We start from the raw sequence: 22,190 nt of genomic DNA on the forward strand, positions 1-22,190 counted from the left end.
AACTGCTTTTAAAAGACAGATGCATTTAAATATAATCCGGTTGCATTAATAAAGATTAAACAATTTTAACTTCTGTCAGATATCGGCAAACTCCCAGGCACTCTGGTACGCGTCAAGTGCCTCAGCGTAAGCAATGAAGTCGGTATAAAATGGCAGTACGGAAAGCGTCGCACTGTCGCCGATTACCACCAGTTTTTTTCTGGCCCTTGTCATCGCTACATTCATCCGCCGGATATCAGCCAAAAATCCGATTTCCCCTTCCGCATTGCTCCGCGTCATACTGATATACACCACATCGCGCTCCTGACCCTGGAAACTGTCAATTGTATTTACCGCAATCCTGGCGAGATAATCGTTGGAAAAACCTGCGTGTTGTAGCTGTTCTTTCAAAATGTTGATCTGCTCTTTATAAGGGGAGATGATCGCAATCGTGGGGAATTCTGCCGGAGCGAGGGGTTTTGCTTTTGAAAGCGCTTCAATCAGCTGCCCCAGATGTTTGAAAAGAAATGCGCCTTCTTCGGGATTGGTGGAACTGGTACCTTGCAATTTTTCGTCAAATCCGCAGCCGGCAGTATCAATGAATGCGAGCGGCATATCTCCCTCGAAAAGTGTCCGGTTGGCTACGGATGCATGCGCTTTCAGTTTGTTTTGGTAAAATGTTTTGGAAGAAAAACCCATAATGGATTCATTCATCCGGTATTGTTCTTCCAGCAGCACCACAGCGTCCGGATGAAGTGCCACTGACTTTTCCAGCAATGTGGTGCTCAGCCCATTCCGTGCTGCTTCCGCTGATTTAATGGTAGGTGGCAATTGTAAATGATCGCCCGCCAACACCAGCTTTTCAGCTTTAAGGATCGGGATCCAGCAAGCCGGTTCAAGCGCCTGTCCCGCTTCGTCGATGACCACGGTATGGTAACTCAGTCCTCTGACGGTGTAATGATTTGCGCCGACCAGCGTGGCAGTAACTACCTGTGTTTTGCTCAGCAGATCATCAGTAACATACTGTTCAATGCTCGCAACTTCCTTCATGATTTTGTGCGCCTCGTCAAAAAGCGCTTTTCGCTGGTCACGTTCTGCTTTTCCAAACTGACGCTTGTATTTATGCGCCATGTTTTTGTACTCGCCCGCCTGCTTTTTAAGCGTTTTTATATCTTTGATCCGGCTGTGCGCCGCCATTTTGCTATCGAGCGTAAGTGACATCAGCCGCTCCGAAACGCGTACCGGATTCCCCACGCGCAGCACTTCCATTCCTTCTTCGCTCAGTTTTTCACTTAATAGGTCCACCGCAGTATTGCTCGGCGCTACCACAAGTATCTGCTTGCGATCTTTCAGGTACATTGCCTTGATAGCCTGCACCAATGTGGTTGTTTTGCCCGTACCCGGAGGTCCGTGCACGATTGCCAGCTCGTTGGCCGAAAGGATCTTGTTTACTGCTTCGTTTTGGGAGGTATTTAGTTTGGGTATCTCTGTAGCAAGGTAATTTTGGTTAAAAGAAGCCGGTTTTCCACCTGTCAAAACCTCAATCAGCTGTGCATCTTTTCCACTGTCCAGACGTGCGGCCGCTGCTTTCAATGCATTTTGCATTTCGTCATAACTGTTGTCATCAAACAACAGATCGATCCCCAGCTTTCCGTCGCGCGACCAGTCCGGCAGCTCGTCGGTTTTCAACGTGATTTTCAAACGATTACCACTTTGGTGTGAAATAATGCCTTCTACCCTGTCCTTCTTAGGTTCGTGGTTGCTGAACAATACAGCGGGCATTCCAAAGCGGAGCTGGTGCGGCAAGTCCTGGTGCGTCGTGCGCTCCACTTCCACAGTAAGGTAATCACCGCGGCTCATTTCGTTGCCGCGTATCGCGATCGGGTACCAGGCAAGTCCGTTGGCGCGCCGCTCCGACACCGACGCCATTTCAGTTTGCCGGATGTAAGCTTGCTTATCTTCCTCCCGCTCAACTTTTAGTAAGTCAAGCAATATTTTGAAATATTCACTCATATTTTTTTAGAAAATCTCAACCAAGCCTTCCTCCACTTCCATCCTCCCCTTACTCCCCGAATTTAATGCATTATCCCCGCATCCGCCCCTTCACTTACTTCGACTTTCTCGGTGATAAACCGTCTGCCGATCAGTAAAATAATGAGAGCTGCCGACGCAGAACAAGCCATTGCAGCTACCATCGGGATAATGGAGGGTACTTCAAACATGCTGATCGCTATGGAAATCAATGTTCCCATTCCCATCTGAAAAGCGCCCATTAAAGCAGAAGCACTACCTGCATTCTTGGTAAATGGCGCGAGTGAAAGCGCTGCCGCATTTGGGAACGTATAACCCACACAACAAAGGAAGAAGAAAAGAAAAACGAGTGTAGATGCAAGGGTGAGCAACCCGTTTAATGCGGCCACCAGGAATGTTATCCCGATAATCACCTGGCAGATCAATGCCGCATTTACCACCTGCTCACTGCTGAACCGCCGAAGGAAAAACGTATTCAGCTGACTGGAACCAATAAATCCGATTGACAGGAATGCAAAAATCCACCCGTACACTTTTTCGTCCGTGTGGAAAACTTCCATGAAAACAATGGGCGACCCGGATACATAGGCGAACAACCCCGAGAATGCAACTGCGCCTGTGATCGAGTAAGTGTAAAACTGTGGCTCCCGGATCACCGCAAGAAAATTCCGCAGAATGGGTTTCGGTTTCAGCGAAAGTGTTTTGTCGGGCTGGTAACTGTCGGGCAGCCAGATAGCCGTCGCGATCAGGATCGCCACGCCCATTCCGGTCAGGATCAGAAACACAGCGTGCCAGCCGAAAACCGCTGTGACATAACCGCCCAACGTAGGCGCAATCATAGGTGAAACACCCACAACGAGCAACAACAGGGAGAATACCTTGGCATTTTCACTCACCGGGAAAAGGTCGCGCACCATTGCCACGGAGGCAACAGATGCTGCACAGCTACCGATCGCCTGCACAACCCGGAACAGGATCAGCCCGTCGATACTGGTTGTAAATGCGCAACCAATGGAAGCGAGCACGTAAATGACCAAACCGATAAAAAGGGGCTTTTTCCTGCCGAAACGATCCAGTAACGGGCCATAAAGAAGCTGCCCCAGTGAGATACCGACAAAGAAACCCGACAATGAAAGCGAGACTTTTGCGGCTGTGGTATGAAGATCTTTGGCAATGGCGGGAAAACCCGGCAGATACATATCGATCGAAAACGGACCGAGTGCGGTGAGACTTCCCAGGATTAAAATCAGGAAGAAGTATGTCTTTTTTGGCATTTGAACTTTGTGGTGTAGCTACCATGTAACGTGAGGAAATGCGCGACGGTTCGGGAAAGCGGCGCATTTGACACAAAAAATAAGAGGCCCCGGTTTCCCCGAAGCCTCTTCTCCTTTTCCATGACAATAGATTAATATTATGCTGCGACCCAGTTTAACTTCTGATAAACCTCCCGCTGGCTTTCACTTACGGCGTAAGGGACTTTGTTTTTCAGATAAATAATACAACCCTGATCTTTCTCAATAGGTGCTATTTCAACTACGTCGTCTTTGTGGATAATGATATCAATGAGCTGTTGCCCTAATAATTTAAATGTACCTGACTGTACCATGTTCTAAAATCGAAATTAAATCTTTACGCAACTCCATTTGAAGAGCCCGCTGCCTTCGTGTACACCAGAAAGTAATCTTTCGAAATCGGGAAATAATCCAGATCGTTTCTGTTGCTCGACTGCAGGAATTCAGCTATTTGCTGATGAGCATCTTTCTCAGTATTGGCACCTGTTACTGTAAGTACTGCGCCTGGTTTTAGTGTGTCAATTGCGGTGTTACCTAGTGAAGCTACCATATTGATTTTTAGTTGGAGTTGTCTATTGTTTGAAACTGTTTTGCAAGAGTTATTTAAAGAAGTGTGCCAGCTGTGCCAAACTGAAACCTGCACCCATGCTCCACAGGAGCAGTTTTAACCTTACAGCAAGAAGAAAATAGTAATAAATAATTGTAATTAAGCACTTTACACCGAAGCAAAGAATAATTATAATTTTCTCAAAAAAAGTGTAAAATAGCTCCCGGTTGTAGCGAAAACCGTGGAATCAGTCACAGCTTTTCGTTACAGAATGCGCTACGCTTTGTCTATAAAAGATGGGAGTTCATCCTGCAACTTCTGCACTTCGGTAACCTCCTTTTCGCAGCCGTTTTTCCAATGCGCAACTTTGGTCAAAACAAAGCGCAAAAATGAAAAGCTGCCTCACTTTCCTCCTACTTATAACCGCACTCCGGCTCACGGCACAAACGCTGGTTTCCGGCAAGATCACAGATACAAAAGGCGTATCAATTCCCGGTGTCAATGTTGTTTTAAAAGGAACTTACGACGGAACTTCTTCTGATAATGAGGGCAATTTCTCTTTTTCCACAGACGAATCCGGCGCACAGGTACTGAGCGTGCAGGCACTCGGGTTTAAAACACAGGAGATCAAAATCGAATGCAACGGACAGCCTGTTCAAAAGTCGGTTGCATTGGCAGAAAGTATCAACCAGCTCACTGCGGTAACCATCACAGCGGGCGCAATGGAAGCAAGCGACCAGAAGAAATCGGTTGTACTCAAACCCATCGATATCGTAACTACGTCGGGTGCAATGGGCGATATCACAGCCGCATTGCTGACTTTGCCCGGAACCTCCACAGTGGGGAACGATGGCCGGTTATTTGTCAGGGGCGGCGATGCGTCGGAGACTTCCATTTTCATTGACGGGTTGCAGGTAGGTAATGCGTTTGGCAGTACTGCGTCCAATGTACCCACCAGGACGCGTTTCAGTCCCAATCTTTTTAAAGGATCGTTTTTCAGTACCGGCGGCTACTCCGCTGAGTACGGACAGGCGCTTTCTTCTGCCCTCGCATTGAATACACTCGACCTTCCATTGCGGAACCAGGGCGATATCAGTATCATGTCGCTCGGCGGCGGGTACACACAAACTTTGGTAGGCAAGCAAAATGCATTAACAGCCTCGGCTAACTACTATAACCTGGCGCCCTATCAATCGCTGGTGCGGCAAAATTTTGATTGGGAAAAAAGTCCGTCCAGCTGGGATTCTGAAATTTCACTCAGACAGAAATGGGGAGATGCGGCAAAAGGCACTTCCGGATTTGTGAAAGCCTATTTCCACACAGAAGGAAGCCAAATGGTGATCTGGCAACCGATACCAGGCAGCGACAGTCGCGGCGATCGCGTGCAGCTGCACAACCGCTACTCCTACGGGAATTTGTCTTTCAAACATTCCATTGAAAACGGCTGGTTATTCTACGGAGGCGTTGCCTACTCTCATAACCGTGATGCATTGAAGATCAATCTGGATCCGATACGCCAGGTCAATCAGATAACCCACTCCAAAATAGTGGCAGTAAAGGATTTCTCTCCGCAGTTTTCATTGAAGAATGGTTTGGAATGGTATATCAAAAGCTATTCGGAAGCATTGCCGGCTGAAAACCGGAAGAGAAGTTATACTGATCAGCAGTTCAATCATTTTGTGGAAGCTACTTACTATTTCAGCAATCGCCTGATCATGGTAGGCGGACTGAGAAGCGGTTACAGCTCCGAGGCCGGACAAGCCTGGTTTACACCACGTTTCTCGGTTGCTTATAAAGCAGGGCAGGGGCAGTTTTCCATTGCAGCGGGCGAGTTTAAGCAGTTACCCGAGGAAAAATACCGCGTGCGCCAAATAGACTTAAAAAACAGTGCGGCGACCCATTACATTCTCAACTACTTCATTGTGAACAATAACAGAACCTTCCGCGCGGAAGCTTTTCACAAAACCTATAATAACCTGGTTACTTTCCAGGGTACCGCGGCAGATCCGCAGCAGATCGGGCAAAATGGCTCCGGGTACGCAAGAGGCGCCGACTTTTTCTACCGCGATCGGAAGAGCATCAAGGGGACAGACTTCTGGATCACATACAGCTTTGTAGACAGTAGGAGGAAATTTGCTGCTTACGAAACGCGCGTGCAACCCTCATTTGCGCCCAAACACAATGGATCGGTCGTAGTTAAACACTTTGTAGGTGCATTGAAGTCACAGCTTGGCAGCTCGTGGTCGTGGAACAGCGGCTACCCTTTTGATAACCCAAACCTGCCCGGCGAAATGCAGCAGAAAACGCGCGGGTACAGCGACCTGAGCCTGAGCTGGAGTTACCTGCCCCGCCCCAATATGATCATCCACTTCGCCTGCTCTAATGTACTCGGCCGCCAGAATGTATTCGGCTACCGGTATGCGGCTTCACCTGACGAAACCGGCGCATTCGCCAGTTTGCCGATTGGGCAGGGTGCAAAGAGAATGGCCTTCGTCGGATTGTTCATAACCCTTTCGAAAGACAAAAGTGCCAATCAGTTAAACAATCTATAATCAACCTTTTAAAACTGAATTCATGAAAAAGCTATCGCTGTTGCTCGCAATGTTATTGTTTGTTTTCTCCGCCGCCAATGCACAGGAAACGCCTTATCAGAAAGCAATGAAAAAAGAAATCGGTAAGTCAATGGAAGCCGACTCGCTGCCGCAATTGCAGGAAGCGGCCAATGCATTTGCCCGCATTGCAGCACTGAATCCCAAAGAATGGCAGCCCTATTACTACCAGGCGCTCGCCTACACTTACCAGGGATTGACCAACAGCCTGCCGCTCGACAAGAAAGATGCGGCACTGGCGCAGGCCGGGGAATTGGCAAAAAAAGCAGAAGCTATTTCTTCAAATAATGCTGAAATTGTGACTTTACAAGGCTTCATGACAATGGCCAGCCTGAGCGCCGATCCTGCAAGCCGCGGACAAACTTTATCTGCGCAGGTTTTGCAGAGTTTTGGAAAAGCACTTTCAATCGACAATCAAAATCCGCGTGCACTGATATTAATGGCGCAAATGGAAGCGGGAATGGCGAAGTTCTTTGGATCTGGGCCGGAAAAAGCGTGCGGGCTGGCAAAACAAAGTGTGGCCGCATTTGAAAAACAGGATGAAGAATTGCTGAAAGCCACATTGATGCCTTATTGGGGCAAAAAACTGGCAGAGCGCATGAGCAAAGATTGTCAGTAACAAAGTTTGCATTAAATTATAAACAGCGAGTAAATGAGTGGCGAGAGCTCGGTCAAAGGATCGAAAGCATTCTGGAATTTTTCACCTGCATTCTTTGCGACCAATGTACTGATCGCACTGGGTATCCTGGTATTTACCTGTCCTTCCTGCGTGCTGGATACGGAAAACTGGCGTGAGAGTGCGGATGATTTTCTGATCTCCTTCCTGATGTCGAGCCTGCTCAGTTACGGCGGCTTCCTGTCCGACCGCTTTTTCGACAAGCGACTTCCGTGGATACAGTATCCCGTCAAGCGGCTATTTGTGGAGTACTCCGCCTACGCAGCCTACGTATTTGTTGCCAGCTTCATTGTCATTTTCTCCCATTTATTGTTTGTCAAACAGGCTTTTACGCTGAATGCAATTCCGTGGGGTAAACTGGTGGGATATACCCGATTTCCGATGCAGCTTTCTCTGGTAATCTCATTTTTGTTAATGAGCCGGTCGTTTCTGCTGGAATGGCGCAAGGCGGCGATTGAGACTGAGAAGTTGAAAACCGAGCGATTTGCGCAGCAGTACCAGTCGCTGAAAGACCAGCTGAACCCGCATTTCCTTTTCAATTCATTGAATGTGCTGAGCAATCTGGTTTATGAAAATCAGGAAACGGCGGCGCGTTTTATCCAGCAGCTTTCCAGGATTTACAGGTATGTGCTGGATGTGCAGCACGAAGAACTGGTGACACTGGGACAGGAACTTGAATTTGCCAAAAATTACCTGTCACTTCAGAAGATCCGGTTTGAGGAAAACCTGGATTACCGGATACACATTGACGAAGACCAGAAAGGTTTGCTGCCGCCGCTTTCGCTGCAACTGCTGCTGGAAAACGCGATCAAACATAACATTGCCTCAACTGAAAATCCATTGCGCATTGACATTTATCTGGAAAATGAATTCCTGGTAGTGAAAAACAACTTGCAGCTGAAAAGCCGCATTACGGAGGAATCAACGGGAATTGGATTGTCCAACATCAGCAAACGATATGAACTGCTCAGCCAGCAGCCTGTTTCAGTCCGGAATGGAGAAGGTTACTTTGTTGTGAAATTACCTTTGCTAAAAATTGACCTCCCGAGATGAAGATCCTTATTATAGAAGACGAAAAACCGGCGGCGCGCAGACTTACCCAGCTGATCAGCGACCGGCTACCGGAAGCCCGCATTGAAGCGATCCTGGATACTGTTACTTCAGCCGTTTCCTGGTTGAAAAATAATGCGCAGCCCGACCTGATTTTCTTGGATATCCAGCTCGCAGACGGGATCAGCTTTGCCATTTTTGAAGAAGTGAAAGTAACCGCGCCGATCATTTTCTGCACCGCATTTGACCAGTATGCGATCAAGGCCTTCAAACTCAACAGCATCGATTACCTCCTTAAACCAATCGACCCCGAGGAACTGAACAATGCGCTGGATAAATTCAAAGCCGGCCGCAAGGAACCCGCGCTTTCGCTTGACCAGATCAAACAGCTGCTCGCGCCTGCTCCGAAAACTTTCAAGACGAGGTTTCTGGTCAAAATGGGTGAACGCATTCAGACGATCGATGTCGGTGATATTGCATTCTTTTTCAGTGAAGAGAAGGTTACTTTACTCCAAACCCGCCAGGGCAAAAAGTTTACAGTAGATTACACACTGGACGAAGTCGAGGATATGGTTTCTCCTGAACAATTTTTCAGGCTCAACCGAAAATATATTGCCGCCATTTCCGCTATTAAAGACGTTTTTACCTACTCCAACAGCCGCCTCAAAATTCACCTCGATCAATGCAGCGACAACGATATCCTGATCAGCCGCGAGCGAATGGGACAGTTTAAAAATTGGCTGGGACAATAGCTTTACCAGCCAAGGCACGGATTTTGAAGTCTTTACCAACCGTAAACAGCGCATATAAATTATGAGAGCAATATGGTCCGGGGCCATCGGATTTGGCCTGGTAAACATTCCCGTCAAACTTTTCAGTGCCACACAAGGTAGCGAGCTCGACCTCGATATGCTGGACAAAAACGACCATGCCAACATCAAGTACCATCGTGTAAATGCAAATACAGGCAAGGAAGTAGAATGGGACGATATTGTAAAAGGTTACAAAGTAGAGGACGATTACGTGGTGCTCGATGAAAAGGATTTTGAAAAGGCAAGTCCCGAAAAAACCAAGATCATCGAGATAGCCGAGTTTGTCAATGAAAAAGACATTGACAGCATTTACTATGAGACACCTTATTATTTACAACCTGAAAAATCGGGGGTAAAACCATACGCATTGCTTCGCGACGCATTGAAAAAAACGGGCAAGGCCGGACTGGGCAGCTACGTACTGCGGAACCGTGAAAGCCTTGTACTGATCAAGGCGGCGGGTGATTTATTGATTTTGAACAAAATCCGCTTTGCCGACGAGATCCGCGACACCGAAGACCTGGTGGTACCGGATGTAAAGATCAAGCCGGCTGAAATTGCAATGGCGATCCAGCTGATCGAGCAGCTTACGACCGATTTTGATATTTCGAGGTACAAGGATACCTACAATGAGAATCTGCTGAAACTGATCATGGCGAAAGCGAAAGGCAAAAAAGCCGTGGCGCCAAAAATGAAGATCGTGCATTCGAAGAGCAAGGATTTGATGGCCCAGCTGAAAGAAAGCCTGGCCGCGCCAAAACGAAAAGCATCCTGATATGAAAAAGAAAGCCGAGTTAACGCACCTGGACAAGATCTACTGGCCCGACGAACAAATCACGAAAGGCGAGCTGCTGGAATATTACAGTAATATCAGTCCGTACATTCTGCCTTACCTGAAAAACCGGCCACTTTCCATGCGGCGGCAGCCCAACGGGATAAAGGATGAAGGTTTTTTCCAGAAAGATGTGGGTGATTCTGCGCCCGACTGGGTGAAAACGGAGGCAATCCACGCAGAGTCAACTGACAAAATGGTCAACTACATTGTGTGTAACGATGTGGAAACTTTGCTGTATGTGGCCAATAAAGGCTGCATTGAAATGAACCCGTGGAATTCGACGATCAACAAGCTGGAATATCCCGATTACATTGTGATGGACATTGACCCTTCGGATAAGAACACTTTCGACGAGGTAATTGAAGTAGCGCAGGCTATCAAAGAGCTATTGGACCAGATCAATGTAGAAGGCTACTGTAAAACTTCCGGGTCGAGCGGGCTGCATGTTTACATCCCTTTTAACAAAAAATACAACTACGACGAGGCGCGGGATTTTTCGGAAATCCTGGCCAGTATGGTCACTGAAATGCTGCCCAAGCTCACTACGCTGGAAAGATCTTTATCCAAAAGAAAAAAGAACCAGATCTACGTCGATTATCTGCAGAACCGCATTGGACAAACGCTCGCCTGTCCGTACAGCGCGCGCCCGAAACCCGGCGCTACCGTTTCCGCTCCGCTGGAATGGAGCGAAGTAAAGCAGGGGTTGCGCATCGGCGATTTTACGATCAAGAACATTTTGAAGCGGGTGGAGGAGAAAGGTGATCTTTTCAAAGGCGCACTCGGAAAAGGCATTGATATGGCCAAAGCGCTTCAAAAGATGGAATCGATACACACGCCGTAGCAGCCCATTGTGCCTGTATTTATTAGGAGTTAAGAGGAAGTAATCTTTAATTTTAAAGCTTCAACTTAACCTCTCAAAACGATGACCTCCAAATCTGCGAGATTTGCTACCTACCCTTTGACCTTCCTTTTTGCCGCATTGCTGCTACTCTCCGGCTGTAATTCCCGACAGGAAGAGCAGGCCGGAACTGATTCAGATTCAACAACCCGGCCGGTCGTGATCGGATATGTGGGCGGCTTTCACGGACTACTCAATACGGAAAATATCCAGGCTAATAAGCTGACGCACATCAACTATGCATTCGTGGATATAAAACAGGGAAAGGCGTTTTTGACCAATGAAAAAACGGATACAACCAATTTCAGAAAACTCAATTTACTTAAAACCCAAAATCCTGACCTCAAAATCCTGATCTCCATTGGCGGCTGGGCATGGAGTGAGAATTTTTCTGATGCAGTTCTTACCGATTCCGCGAGAAAGACATTTGCTGTGAGCTCGGTAGATATTATCAGAAAACACAAGCTGGATGGTGTGGATATTGACTGGGAATATCCGGGTATCCCTGGCGAAGAAGGAAATGTGTACCGCCCCGAAGACAAGCAGAACTACACCCTGATGTTTGAAGCAATCAGAAAAGAACTTGACGTACTTGAAAAGGAAACAGGTGAGAAAAAGCTGCTTACCACTGCTACCGCAGGTTTTGTTTCTTTTTTGAATACAACAGAAATGGGCAAAGCTGCCGAGTATCTTGACTACGTCAATTTGATGACCTACGATCTTTTTCAGGGCGATACCGTGGTACACCACGCCAGCTTGTACCAGAGCGATAAATACAAGGCTGCTCACTCGGTTGATAAAGCGGTAAAAGCGTTTCACGCAGCGGGAGTTCCGATGAATAAGCTCGTGGTAGGACTTCCTTTTTACAGCAGGATATTTACAGTTGAAAAACTGGAAAATGGTTTTGGTCAAAAGCAGAAATCTCAAGAGTATTACAAAGGATATACCTTTATCAAGGATAGCCTGGTGAACAAAAAAGGCTTCAAAGCATTCAGGGACACAGTTGCAAAAGCGCCTTACCTGGTCAATGAAGCTACCGGACAGCTACTCAGCTACGAAGACGAGGAAGCAGTGCGCGATAAATGCAGGTATGTACTTGACAACAAGCTCGCGGGCGTGATGTTCTGGGAATACGATTCTGATCCCAAAAACTACCTGCTGGACGAGATTGATAAGGAGTTAAAATAGCGTTAATTTCTGTACTTCGTGGTAGCCGGCTGTCAGTGCTCCTGTCCGGAAGAGGTTCACATATTCGTGGGCTTTGCGGGTGGGCTCTGGCAACCGGTGCTTGTGCAGACATTTTAATGCAATTGCAAGACTGATCTTCCAGGCTCATTTTATGGCCGGGAGAAATAAAAACCGGTTTGACTTTATCCTTGCTCCGCAACGCATAGCCGATCTTCTCAGCTTTGTCGATCACCCAGGAATGCTCGCCCCGGTCTTCGGCCGGATCCTGGTAGGTTCCCGTGAGCTTCTTTTTGGCACATCCCATGGTAGTGGCGCCTGTCAAAACCCCAAAATGCGACGCAATTCCCATTCGCTTCTTGTGTATAATCCCATTTCCATCAAACATAACCACGTCTGGCTTCACGGGAATCTGCTCGTAAACCTGCAATAAAGCGGGTATCTCGCGGAAGGCAAGGTAGCCCGGCACGTATGGAAAAGTGGTGCTGCTTTTCACCAGAGAATAGGAAATAGGTTGCAGATCAGGGTAGCTAAGTATGACCATTCCTGCGTAAACTGTCTCACTGTAAAGTGAAAGTGAAATATCGGCGCCGGCAATAGTCCGCACGGGCGTTTGCATTGGATCGAGGTTCAGGTACCTGCTCAGTTCCATCTGAATCGCAGTTGCTTCAGGGATCGTAAGCTGGTCGTAATTAGACTGCGCCGTGTGAACAATCTGGTTCAATAAATCTGGCATGATATTCGATGTTTGGCTAATAAAGAATCAGCTAATTAAAAAATCAGACCATCTTCAATGGAGCACGCCACGGTTAAGCGCAAATGGGCAAACTGGAAGTTTATCATATTCGTAATCATCCTTATTGCTGTTTTTATTAAATTTTTCGTCATCGACGATCACGACGAAAATGCGCCGGTTGTCGTCGCGCTTGACCTGGGACAGGTAGCTTTCCGGAGTGAGCAGGAAGTGGAAGCGATACTGGGGCCGGGCAAGCTGGACAGCTACTTTGCAGATGCCAAAGCGGGCTGCGAAAAGTGTCCGAAGCGGATTTACCGTGATGGTAAGGTCGAGATCATCTTTATCAACGAGATCGCCGATCGCATTGTACTGCGCGACTTGTCGGAATACGACTTTGAAAACCGTGTGATTCTCGGCTTGCTCAATCTCAAAGAAAACATTGACCCCAAGGTGGATGACGACGAGATAAAGCGCTGGGTGAATTATGAGAAGTACACCGAAATAGCGGCATTTTCAGCCAAAGGGGACCTTGATTATATTCTGATCAAATGTAAAACGGAGTAATGAGAAGTGTCATTGAAAACTAAAACTTCCGACTCAGCACAAAGTACCCGAGCAAACCGGAAAGTACCGAACTGGTGAGGATAGCAAACTTGGCTTCGGCCAGAATTTCGTGTGCGCCGGCGAAAGACAATAATGCAATGAAGATCGACATTGTAAAACCTATCCCGCCGAGCATACCTGCCCCGATAATGTGGCCCCAGTTGGCATGACCCGGCCGCGATGCGATCCCAAGTCTGATCGTAAGCCAGGCAATCAGTGAGATACCAATTGGTTTTCCCAATGTTAATCCAACAATAATGCCCAGGCCAAGTGTCGAATTCAGGCCTTCCAGCATGCTGGCTTCGATCGTGATATTTGTATTTGCCAATGCAAAAAGGGGCATTATTACGAAGTTGACTGGTTTTACCAGGATATGTTCCAGCTTTTCGAGCGGCGACTCCGTTGCGTCGGGAGTGGTGGGAATGGCAAAAGCAGTGAGTACTCCGGCGATGGTTGCATGCACACCGGAATGGTGAATGAAATACCAGATAAACAAGCCTGGTATCAGGTAAGCGGCCAGGTTCTTTACCCCGAACTTGTTCATGGCCATCATGCCGCCGAAAATGGCAAATGCATACAGCAGATACATATAATGCAGCTCTGAGGAGTAAAAAACCGCGATTACCAGGATCGCGATCAGGTCGTCTACAATCGCCAGTGCGGCCAGGAAGATCTTGATGGAAGCAGGTACCCTTTTCCCCAACATACTGACAATTGCAATCGCAAAGGCAATATCCGTAGCCATTGGAATTCCCCAACCGGCAGCTGTCGGTGTGCCGCTGTTGAAGGCGGCATAAATCAATGCAGGCACCATGACGCCACCGATCGCCGCGAATATCGGCAATGCGGCTTTTTTGAATGAGGACAACTCTCCTTCCACCAGCTCCCGTTTGATTTCCAGCCCCACCATTAGGAAGAATATGGCCATTAAACCATCATTAATCCACAACAAAACAGGATAGCGTAAATGCACCGCCCCGGAATTGAACCCCAGCTCAATGCCAAGCAGGCGCTCAAATGCGGGCCCGACGGACGAGTTGGCGATCCCAAGTGAAACGATTACGCATACGATCAGTATGATACCTCCTGCTGTACTGGATTGCAGAAATTCTTTGAGTGGCTTTAAGTTGATTAGTCTTGGCATGCAGGCAATTTAATAAATATTTTTGTGGGCAACCGGCAAGGCAAATTGTGCTTTTCCAATATCTCTTAATAGTATGCCAAGTGGTTGACCAGGCAAACAGGACAGCCAACACAAACAGTGTATGATTTACTAAACTGTTCATCAACAGCATTAACCGCTCAAAATACCATTAGCTCACTCGTGAAACAATTCTCATGCTATATCCCGGAATGCATTTACATTTGCATATACAAATAAGACAAAGACAAGAATTTAAATATTTAGAGCTATGAAAAATCTGATCACAACTTTCGCATTTGCACTCACATTGAGCAGCACTATCGCTTTTGCAAATAATAATAACGAAGTAAAAGAAGACGCTAAAATGGCATTACCAGCCGCCACCCCGGCACTTGAAACACCGGCTCCGCAAAACGGCAAAACGGTTAACGAATACAGCAAGTACACGCCTGCTCAGAAAGCTTCCATTGTGGAGCTCAAAGTGGCAAAATAGATTGAAATAAGGTTAAGGTGAAATTGAGATTTAAAAGGGAGAACACTAGCTTCTCCTTTTTTTATGCCCTTTCAGATCACGGCGAGCGGCGCATTGTTGTTGGAAAACGAACTGCTTCGCCGCTTTTCCAGGCTCAGGTTGGTTAGCAGCAACAGCAGAAACCCTATCCCGAACTGAATGTAGGCGAAATGCATCAGCACGCCCGACCAGCTCAGTTCTTTCATGAAAAACTCTTTGTAAAGCAGTAGCCCGACACTGCCGAGGTAACCGATGCTCTCGCACATATAAACGAAATAGCCCGCATTGGCGCGGATCCGGTACAGCGCGATCATTCTGTCGAAAAACACGGTTTGCAGCAGCGTATACGCCAGGAACAAGCCCATTCCTACAAACAGCATCCAGTAAAAACTGGAAATCAGTTTTTGTGAGAAAAGGAAAGTCGATAGCCCGATCATCAGCATGCCCGCGAAGAGGATAAGGTTGGTGGCACGGAAGCCGGTAAGGTTATCTTTGATAAAGCCCAGTGAGCCTATAATTACGAGCACTACCAGCCCGGTTATCATTTCTGTTTGTGTCAAAACGCTGCTTACCCAGTCAGTATCGATCTCGTTCCAGATCTCTATCATAAAATTGTCCCTAAAATCGCGTACGACCACCAGCGAGGCATAAAAGATAACCATGCACAGAACGGGAAAGCCGAACTGGCGCATCACCTGCTTTTTGTCCGGCTGGGTCATAGGTAACCTTTCGGTACGCAATGCAATATCCTCGGCATTCGGCGCGGGAATCATGGAAAGCATCCAGACGAACATCAGAAAAGGCGGCAGAAATAATCCACCCATGAGCGCCGGCATCCAGAATTCAGATACCTGGGGCAAAAGGGTGTGAATTTCAATGTAGGTTGTTTTTAAAATTCCGGAGGCGACGACTACGCTGATGTTCAACCCCATGGAGAGCATTTCAGTAAACCGCCTCCCTTCCAGAAAGCTGAATACAACTCCCCACACCATACCCAGCGGCAGCCCGTTCATAAACAGGAAAAAGAAGTTGTAAGGATGCGGAACCAGACCGAACAGCAACAAAGCCACCTCGGCAATGATGATGAGGCTGATCACAAAAGCAATGCGCCTGCCGGGTTTCAGCTCAGAAATAATGCGGATACCGATGAACTTCGAAATGGTGTAACCAGCTACCTGTGCAATTATGAGTACGGTTTTGTAGCTGAGGTCGCCCAGCTCCAGACCGGAGTACAAGCCAGCGCTAAATGGCTTCCTGAATGCGTACATGCAGAAATAAGCGCCGAAAGAGGCGATGATAGCCCAGAGAACAAACAGGAAGTTGGATCGGGCAAGTACTTCTTTCAATCGCATAATCCGTCTATTTAGTCAGACAGTGCCTGACGCGGTGATCAATGCATTCTCAATGATTTGCAGCGCCTCTGTAAGCTGCTCGCGGGTGATGATAAGTGGTGGCGAGAGTTGCAGCACGTTGCCCTGGGACACTTTGAAACTCAAACCGTTTTTGAGGCATTCGTACATAACCAACTCCGCCTCTTTCACAGCCTTTTCCTTGGTTACCCTGTCAGTTACCAGCTCAATGCCCCACAAAAGCCCCATCCCGCGCACATCGCCGATCAACGGGTATCTGTCTTTCATTTTTGCGAGTGCGGTTGACATAAATTGTTCGTCCTCCTTTACTTTTTCCAGAATCGCATGCTGTTCAATATATTCCAGCATAGCCAGCGCAGCCACACTTCCGAGCGGACTTTTTTCATGCGTAAAGTGGCCGAGCGAAACACTTTGCGCTACATTGTAGCTGTCTCTGGCCACGATTCCCGCCATTGGCATAATCCCCCCGCCGAGTCCCTTTCCGAGACAGACGATGTCGGGCTCAATTCCATAATGCTCAAATGCGAACATTTTCCCGGTGCGGCCGAATGCGATCGGGATCTCGTCGAGTATCAGCAGTACTTTATGTTTGGTACAAATTTCCCTGACGCGCTGCCAGTACGCATTGGAAGGGATCTGAACATCGGTATTGCGGATCGTTTCAATGAGGAATGCACCGATATCGCCTTCTTTTTCTATTACATATTCGAGGTAATCCGCATAAGCCAGATCCCCGCTGCCCGCCGATGCAAAAGGCCCGCGGTAGGTCATAGGCGGCGGAATGCGCTCCACGCCTGGTAGCATCGGTCCCATATCTTTTCGGAAATCCAGCTCACCTCCCGCCGAAATGGCGTCCAGCGAAGCGCCGTGAAAGGAATCCCAGAGCGAAATCACCTTGTGCTTTCCGGTAACAATGCGCGCCAGTTTCAGCGCCATACTGATCGCCGATGTACCGCCGGGCGCAAATAGTACCCGCTTTAAATCACCGGGCATTAAATCACCCAGCTTTTTAGCCAGTTCTATGGCCGGCACATTGGTGTAGCGACGTGGTGAAAAAGGAAGAATATCCAGCTGTGCTTTGACCTTTTCTACAATGTAAGAATTGCGGTAACCAAGCTGATGCACATTGTTACCGTGGAAATCCATATACCTTTTACCTTGTATATCAGTAAGGTAAATGCCATCGCAGGAAGCAAGCACGTCAAGGCAGGGCGTTGACAATGATTGATGCAAAAAGTAAGCTTCATCCTCATTGAGCCAGGAAACCGTCTCAGGATCGTTGATCAATGCGTACCAGTCGCTGCGGGCAGATGATAAATTGATATCCCCCTCTGTTCGGTTGTGCGCTTCGGCCATTTGCAGGTGTCAGTTTGGATTGGTTATTTGACAAACAACTTGTCTGCCGGGATAAGCTGCTTCGTAATGCCCGGACCTTTGTAGAATGCGTCGAGCCAGAAGCCTCCGCCATTGTTATAAAACTCGACACGGATCGGGTGCTTGCCGGCTTTCAGCTCAATAGAGCCTGTTTCTTCCTGCACACCGTGGTTCCCGTCATTATTTACTACCTCTTTGCCATCGACAAATAGCTTGCTGCCATCGTCGGATTGGGTCGAGAATGTGTACTTGCCTGCTCTTTCAATTTGAATAAACCCTTCAAAGCGTACAGCGAAACTTTCATTTTCATCTTTGAGAAGCTTGCTGATCTGTGATTTATTAAGTGCAAATTCGGGGCTTGTCCAGCTGCTGCCTTTTTGTATTTTGGTAAAATCAGGCAATCTTTTCAGGTCTTTTTCCTGATAAAATGTGGTCGTCAATCCATTTCCTTTGCCTGAACTCACTACCCTGAAATAGGCGGTAGCACGCGGGCTGGGGTTTCCCTTCTGGTCAAAGGTGCGCGCTTTTACAACGGTGGTTTTGGTTAATGTCAATTCCTTTTCAAAGACAGGGGAAGATGGCGTGGGCTCTGTGCCGTCGAGCGTATACCTTGTGACACTGTTCGCAGCTTTTGTTTCGATTTTAACAACCGGTTTCTGGTCGATAAACAGGCCGCCTGCTTGTGCGTATAGGTTTCTGTCCGGGTAAATAACAGGCGCTTCCACCGTCTTTTCACCCAACCAAAGGTTCTTCGGCTCCTGCATTCCCTCGAAAACAGGCTTTACCGGCCTGCCGATCCAGGCATAAGGCTGCTCAATGCTCAATGCAAATGCAATGGTCGAGGCGAGATCATAAGTATATACCTGTTGTGCGATTTCGTAGCCCTTTTTGATTCCTTTCCCATAAAACACCCCCGCGATTTCGGCTTCCTGGGGAGTTGCTCCGCCGTGGCCGTAACCAATGCCGCCATGGTCTGCCCAGAGAATAACGAGCGTTTTCTCCTTCATCCCCGCTTCTTCAATCCCCTTCAAAACCGCCCCGATCAGCGAATCTGCTTTGGTAACGGATTTATAATACTCCGGAGAGCCGTGCCCGCCATGGTGACCCGCGTGGTCTACATGGTCAAAATGCACAAAGCCCAGTAGCGGCTTTTTGCTTTTGATATACCTGATAAAATCTGTTGCTGTGGAATCTTCGGTGGAGAAGTGTTTGTCGTAACTGAGCGCATTCTTTTGAAATAGCCTTCCAAAACCTTCCCAATGATACACAGTCCCGATTTCTGCATCCGGCCTGGCTTTCCGTAGTACGCTGAAAATCGTTGGAAAACGTCCGTCCGCTTCATTCACGATAGCGGGTAAGGTATGCTCGTCCATTTCCCAGTCATTATTAATGATCCCGTGCTGCTCAGGCCCGGCGCCCATGATCATCGAGGCCCAGTTCTGGCTGCTTGCAGAAGTAAGCACCGTCCGTACATTCCACTTCACAGCGCCGCCCGAGATCATCTGATCAATAAATGGCGTTTCCGCTTTTTTGATCCCGTCGGGACTGAGCCCGTCCACACCGATTACGATCACGTGTTCTATACCGGCCGGACCTTCTTCATTCTGCCGAAACGAGCAAAAAAGGATCAATCCGGCAAAAAGGAGTAACAATGCCCTGAACGCATTCATGGTTTGAATAAGGGTTTAGGAAAATTAAAAAGGTTCTTGTCTACTTCAGAGGCGCGTAAGTACCGCCCACTACCTCATCGCACAAACCGAAAGACAATGTCATTCCATTGCCGCCAAGCCCGTTGATAATCGTCACGCCACTCTCTGGCTGCAACACGATCTCGGTCTGGCCATTTGTCATTTTTGGATAGATCCCGTGCCAGGTCTGAAACACTTTGGGCGATTTAAACTGCGCGAAAGTAGCCAGGTAGTCCAGGATCATGGTATTGATAAATTCTCTGTCAAAAGGGTCGAATGTAAGTGCATATTCGTGGGAATCGCCCACGGTAATTTCACCCAGACCATTCTGAGACGCCATCACGTGAATGCCCCATTTCAGGTATTCTGCATAGTCGCTTTCGTATCGTGCTTTCAGGCGGGGCAATGAAGGTGCTGCTTTGAAGCCGTGGTAATGGATCAGTGACAAGCCGCCGCACAAGGCCGGGCCAATCTTCCAGTTATCGGGTTGTGCTTCCAGCCGCAGCATCTGCAGTTTACATTTGGTCAGAGGCGCTGCGCTGAAATGCTCTGGGTATAATGTTTCAAAATCCTGTCCGCTGCAAACAAATATCTCGTCCGCTGACCAGCTTTTTGCACCCGAAAAAACCTGCGGATACGTAACCCTGGAAATAGCAGTGTTCCAGATGAATGTAACACCTAGCGCTGCTGTTAGGTAACCCGGTATCGCGGCGATCGCTTCCCGCGGGTCCACGATCATCTCGTCGGCAGAATAGAGAGAGCCGAGGAGTTGTTTTCCATTTACGGCCGGCGACTTTTCAAGGGTAGCCGCCGCATTGAGGTACTGAACAGGCCGGTAACTGCTTGTTTCCGCAAATTGCTGCAGTACTTCGTTTTCATCATCGTGATACGCCATGTGCAGGCTGCCACCTTCGTGCGACCAGCACCCGGCCCCCGCGAGCACTTCTTTCCAGATGCTTTTGGCATGCAATGCACGCTCGTAAAGCTTTCCTTCCGGCTGACCAATCGGCCACACCATCCCGAAATTCCGGATAGACGCGCCAACCGCTTTACTCGATCTTTCAATAACAGTTACCTCGTAGCCCCGGGTAGCAAGAGCCCTGGCCGTAGCAAGCCCGACGATACCCGCTCCGATTACAATCGCAGATTTTTTCATTTCGAAACTAACCAAATGATTAAACCGGTCAGGCCAGTGAATGTGTGTGAGAGATGATTTTGACCACGTCTGCTATATCATCAATTACGTGGGTTGGATTGTAAGGCAGCAGCGCTTCGCGTGTGAATGCACCGGTAGTAATGCCGATCACATATTTGCACCCTGCATTGATTCCTTCATTGATATCTACTTCTGTGTCGCCCACCTTCGCTACGTGCGCGGCGGAGGTAATGTTTAGCGTTGCAATTATTTTATTGATCATATCAGGAGCCGGGCGGCCCGATTGCACCTCGTCGCTCGCCACGAGCATATCGATCTTTTTTGTCCACCCCAGTCTTTCCACGATCACATCGGCAATATCCCTGGAGAAACCGGTATTAAGTGCAATTCTGATCCCTTCCGAACGGAGCGTTTTGAAAGTTTCTTCCACATTCGGAAGTGGCGCAAGCTCCTGGGTGGTACTGTAGAACCGGATCATTGCATCGACGAAACTGGAATGGATTTTACCGATCAGCTCTTCTGTGATCCTGGTTTGATCCGGCTCATGCGCTTCAAGCATCATTTTGATTGCAAGCGGCTTTTCATAACCCATTAATGGATTGATATCCCGGATCTCAATGTCGTAACTCTGAGATTGCATCGCTTCCTGAAATGCGATACCTACAAAATTTTTATCCCTGACCGTCGTCCCGGCCATATCAAAGACAACTAGCTCGATCATTAATTCAGATTATAATTGGTGAAACTTCAATATATCAGTAAAGTAATATTTAACTAATCATACTGAGACCTGCACAGAAAAGCACACATAAAGCTTCTTAAATGCTATATCAGTTTCACAAATCTAGAAAAAACGAGCAGATTGAAAATTAAGCGAATGTTAATTTATATTGAACTTTTAAACAGGATAGTTGAAGCGCGTACAGTAACACTAAACCTGCTCATGAAAGAAGTAGATCACCAGCAGCAATGCTTCGTCACCCTCAATGCACCGGGGATTGTGCAGCTCATTGGCATCAAAAAACATGGAATCGCCCTGATGCAGCACATATTTGTTTTTACCTACGGTATACTCAACCGCACCCTGGAGTACATACTTGAATTCAAATGCATTGGTACGCACCATCGGGCGCTTCGCATCCTTTTCCAGTCTTAACAGGACTACGTCGATATGGTTGTCTTTAAACTGCCGGCTGAAAATGCGCTGGTAGTAAAAGCCTTTTGCATTTTCCTTGGTAAAAGGCTGGTACTCTTCCTTGCGCCGCACAAGTACATTCTCGCCAGGCGACTTGGATATGATATCCTTGAAAAATACATTGAGGTCGATATCCAAAGCTTTGATCAGGCCCAGCATCACAGGCAGCGACGGAATGGTGCGGCTGTTTTCAATCTGAGAAACGAGGCTTTTTGTAACACCGGCTTCATCAGCAATTTCCTGCAGGGTAACCCCTTTATTCTTCCTGACTTCCTTTAACTTATTGCTGATCTGCAAAAGAATATCTTCCTGCATGCTTTTTTCAAGTGAGTAAAAATTGGCTCGTCAATGATACAATGTAAATTTTACTTAGCCCAGGAAAATATAGCAGGTGTAAGTTTTTTGCTGAGAGCTATTAGCTTTTAGCCGTTAGCTATTGGCTTTTTACTTAGTATCTGATTATATGTGCTGTTTATTCTTTTAACACAGCCATATAATG

Annotated in this window: 20 protein-coding genes and 1 pseudogene; 9 read left to right on the top strand and 12 right to left on the bottom strand. The window is 47.6% G+C overall.

Annotated elements, in window-relative coordinates:
• Window positions 1–75 precede the first annotated feature (75 nt).
• From ASG33_RS23505 to ASG33_RS23520, 4 genes are all read right to left on the bottom strand, one after another.
• Window positions 76–1,992, bottom strand: a complete 1,917-nt coding sequence (locus ASG33_RS23505; protein WP_056291349.1) for an AAA domain-containing protein — start codon at window positions 1,990–1,992, stop codon at window positions 76–78.
• Window positions 1,993–2,054: 62 nt separating this feature from the next.
• Window positions 2,055–3,284, bottom strand: a complete 1,230-nt coding sequence (locus ASG33_RS23510) for a multidrug effflux MFS transporter (protein WP_056291351.1) — start codon at window positions 3,282–3,284, stop codon at window positions 2,055–2,057.
• A gap of 137 nt (window positions 3,285–3,421) precedes the next feature.
• A complete protein-coding gene (locus tag ASG33_RS23515) occupies window positions 3,422–3,616 on the bottom strand; it encodes a hypothetical protein (RefSeq protein ID WP_056291353.1) in 195 nt (64 codons plus the stop codon).
• 23 nt (window positions 3,617–3,639) lie between these two features.
• Entirely contained in the window at window positions 3,640–3,852 is a 213-nt protein-coding gene (locus ASG33_RS23520) for a hypothetical protein (protein ID WP_056291354.1), read from the bottom strand.
• A 386-nt stretch (window positions 3,853–4,238) separates the two neighbouring features.
• On the opposite strand from ASG33_RS23520, the gene ASG33_RS23525 reads away from it, so the two are divergent.
• The 7 genes from ASG33_RS23525 (at window position 4,239) to ASG33_RS23555 (ending at window position 11,917) form a co-directional block, all read left to right on the top strand.
• Window positions 4,239–6,401: a TonB-dependent receptor gene (locus ASG33_RS23525; RefSeq protein WP_056291356.1), complete on the top strand. Its 2,163-nt coding sequence runs from the start codon at window positions 4,239–4,241 to the stop codon at window positions 6,399–6,401.
• Window positions 6,402–6,423: 22 nt separating this feature from the next.
• Window positions 6,424–7,077: a hypothetical protein gene (locus ASG33_RS23530; RefSeq protein WP_056291359.1), complete on the top strand. Its 654-nt coding sequence runs from the start codon at window positions 6,424–6,426 to the stop codon at window positions 7,075–7,077.
• 33 nt (window positions 7,078–7,110) lie between these two features.
• Window positions 7,111–8,187, top strand: coding sequence for a sensor histidine kinase (locus ASG33_RS23535; RefSeq protein ID WP_229238832.1), 1,077 nt, complete (start codon window positions 7,111–7,113; stop codon window positions 8,185–8,187).
• Entirely contained in the window at window positions 8,184–8,936 is a 753-nt protein-coding gene (locus ASG33_RS23540; protein ID WP_056291361.1) for a LytTR family DNA-binding domain-containing protein, read from the top strand. The genes ASG33_RS23535 and ASG33_RS23540 overlap by 4 nt, the downstream gene beginning before the upstream one ends.
• Before the next feature lie 61 nt (window positions 8,937–8,997).
• Window positions 8,998–9,771 (top strand): Ku protein, encoded by a 774-nt coding sequence (locus ASG33_RS23545; RefSeq protein ID WP_056291363.1) that lies wholly within the window; start codon window positions 8,998–9,000, stop codon window positions 9,769–9,771.
• Between the two features lies 1 nt (window position 9,772).
• On the top strand, window positions 9,773–10,672 hold the full coding sequence (gene ligD, locus ASG33_RS23550) for a non-homologous end-joining DNA ligase (RefSeq protein WP_056291364.1): 900 nt from the start codon (window positions 9,773–9,775) through the stop codon (window positions 10,670–10,672).
• An 81-nt stretch (window positions 10,673–10,753) separates the two neighbouring features.
• Complete coding sequence (locus ASG33_RS23555) at window positions 10,754–11,917, top strand: glycoside hydrolase family 18 protein (RefSeq protein WP_056291366.1); 1,164 nt, start codon at window positions 10,754–10,756, stop codon at window positions 11,915–11,917.
• Between the two features lie 172 nt (window positions 11,918–12,089).
• Here ASG33_RS23555 and ASG33_RS26135 read toward each other — a convergent pair.
• Window positions 12,090–12,650 (bottom strand): annotated as a pseudogene (locus ASG33_RS26135) (endonuclease V); the annotation flags it as partial.
• Window positions 12,651–12,707: 57 nt separating this feature from the next.
• On the opposite strand from ASG33_RS26135, the gene ASG33_RS23565 reads away from it, so the two are divergent.
• On the top strand, window positions 12,708–13,214 hold the full coding sequence (locus tag ASG33_RS23565) for a hypothetical protein (RefSeq protein WP_056291370.1): 507 nt from the start codon (window positions 12,708–12,710) through the stop codon (window positions 13,212–13,214).
• 19 nt (window positions 13,215–13,233) lie between these two features.
• Here ASG33_RS23565 and nhaA read toward each other — a convergent pair whose 3' ends face one another.
• Window positions 13,234–14,397, bottom strand: coding sequence for a Na+/H+ antiporter NhaA (gene nhaA, locus ASG33_RS23570; RefSeq protein WP_056291372.1), 1,164 nt, complete (start codon window positions 14,395–14,397; stop codon window positions 13,234–13,236).
• Window positions 14,398–14,665: 268 nt separating this feature from the next.
• On the opposite strand from nhaA, the gene ASG33_RS23575 reads away from it, so the two are divergent.
• On the top strand, window positions 14,666–14,890 hold the full coding sequence (locus ASG33_RS23575; protein ID WP_056291374.1) for a hypothetical protein: 225 nt from the start codon (window positions 14,666–14,668) through the stop codon (window positions 14,888–14,890).
• Window positions 14,891–14,961: 71 nt separating this feature from the next.
• Here the strand turns inward: ASG33_RS23575 and ASG33_RS23580 are convergent, their stop codons facing one another.
• The 6 genes from ASG33_RS23580 to ASG33_RS23605 all read right to left on the bottom strand — a co-directional run bounded on the left by ASG33_RS23580 (window position 14,962) and on the right by ASG33_RS23605 (window position 22,006).
• Window positions 14,962–16,260 (bottom strand): DUF5690 family protein, encoded by a 1,299-nt coding sequence (locus tag ASG33_RS23580; protein ID WP_056291376.1) that lies wholly within the window; start codon window positions 16,258–16,260, stop codon window positions 14,962–14,964.
• 15 nt (window positions 16,261–16,275) lie between these two features.
• The gene (locus ASG33_RS23585; RefSeq protein ID WP_056291378.1) at window positions 16,276–17,634 is read right to left on the bottom strand and encodes an aspartate aminotransferase family protein; all 1,359 of its coding nucleotides are present in this window, start codon (window positions 17,632–17,634) and stop codon (window positions 16,276–16,278) included.
• Between the two features lie 23 nt (window positions 17,635–17,657).
• The gene (locus ASG33_RS23590; RefSeq protein ID WP_056291380.1) at window positions 17,658–19,322 is read right to left on the bottom strand and encodes an alkaline phosphatase family protein; all 1,665 of its coding nucleotides are present in this window, start codon (window positions 19,320–19,322) and stop codon (window positions 17,658–17,660) included.
• A 40-nt stretch (window positions 19,323–19,362) separates the two neighbouring features.
• Window positions 19,363–20,496, bottom strand: coding sequence for a TIGR03364 family FAD-dependent oxidoreductase (locus tag ASG33_RS23595; protein ID WP_056291382.1), 1,134 nt, complete (start codon window positions 20,494–20,496; stop codon window positions 19,363–19,365).
• Between the two features lie 28 nt (window positions 20,497–20,524).
• Window positions 20,525–21,217, bottom strand: a complete 693-nt coding sequence (locus ASG33_RS23600; RefSeq protein WP_056291384.1) for an HAD-IA family hydrolase — start codon at window positions 21,215–21,217, stop codon at window positions 20,525–20,527.
• Between the two features lie 210 nt (window positions 21,218–21,427).
• Window positions 21,428–22,006: a helix-turn-helix domain-containing protein gene (locus tag ASG33_RS23605; protein WP_056291386.1), complete on the bottom strand. Its 579-nt coding sequence runs from the start codon at window positions 22,004–22,006 to the stop codon at window positions 21,428–21,430.
• Between the last annotated feature and the right edge of the window lie 184 nt (window positions 22,007–22,190).

It is taken from the genome of Dyadobacter sp. Leaf189 (genome assembly GCF_001424405.1).
Lineage (GTDB): Bacteria > Bacteroidota > Bacteroidia > Cytophagales > Spirosomataceae > Dyadobacter.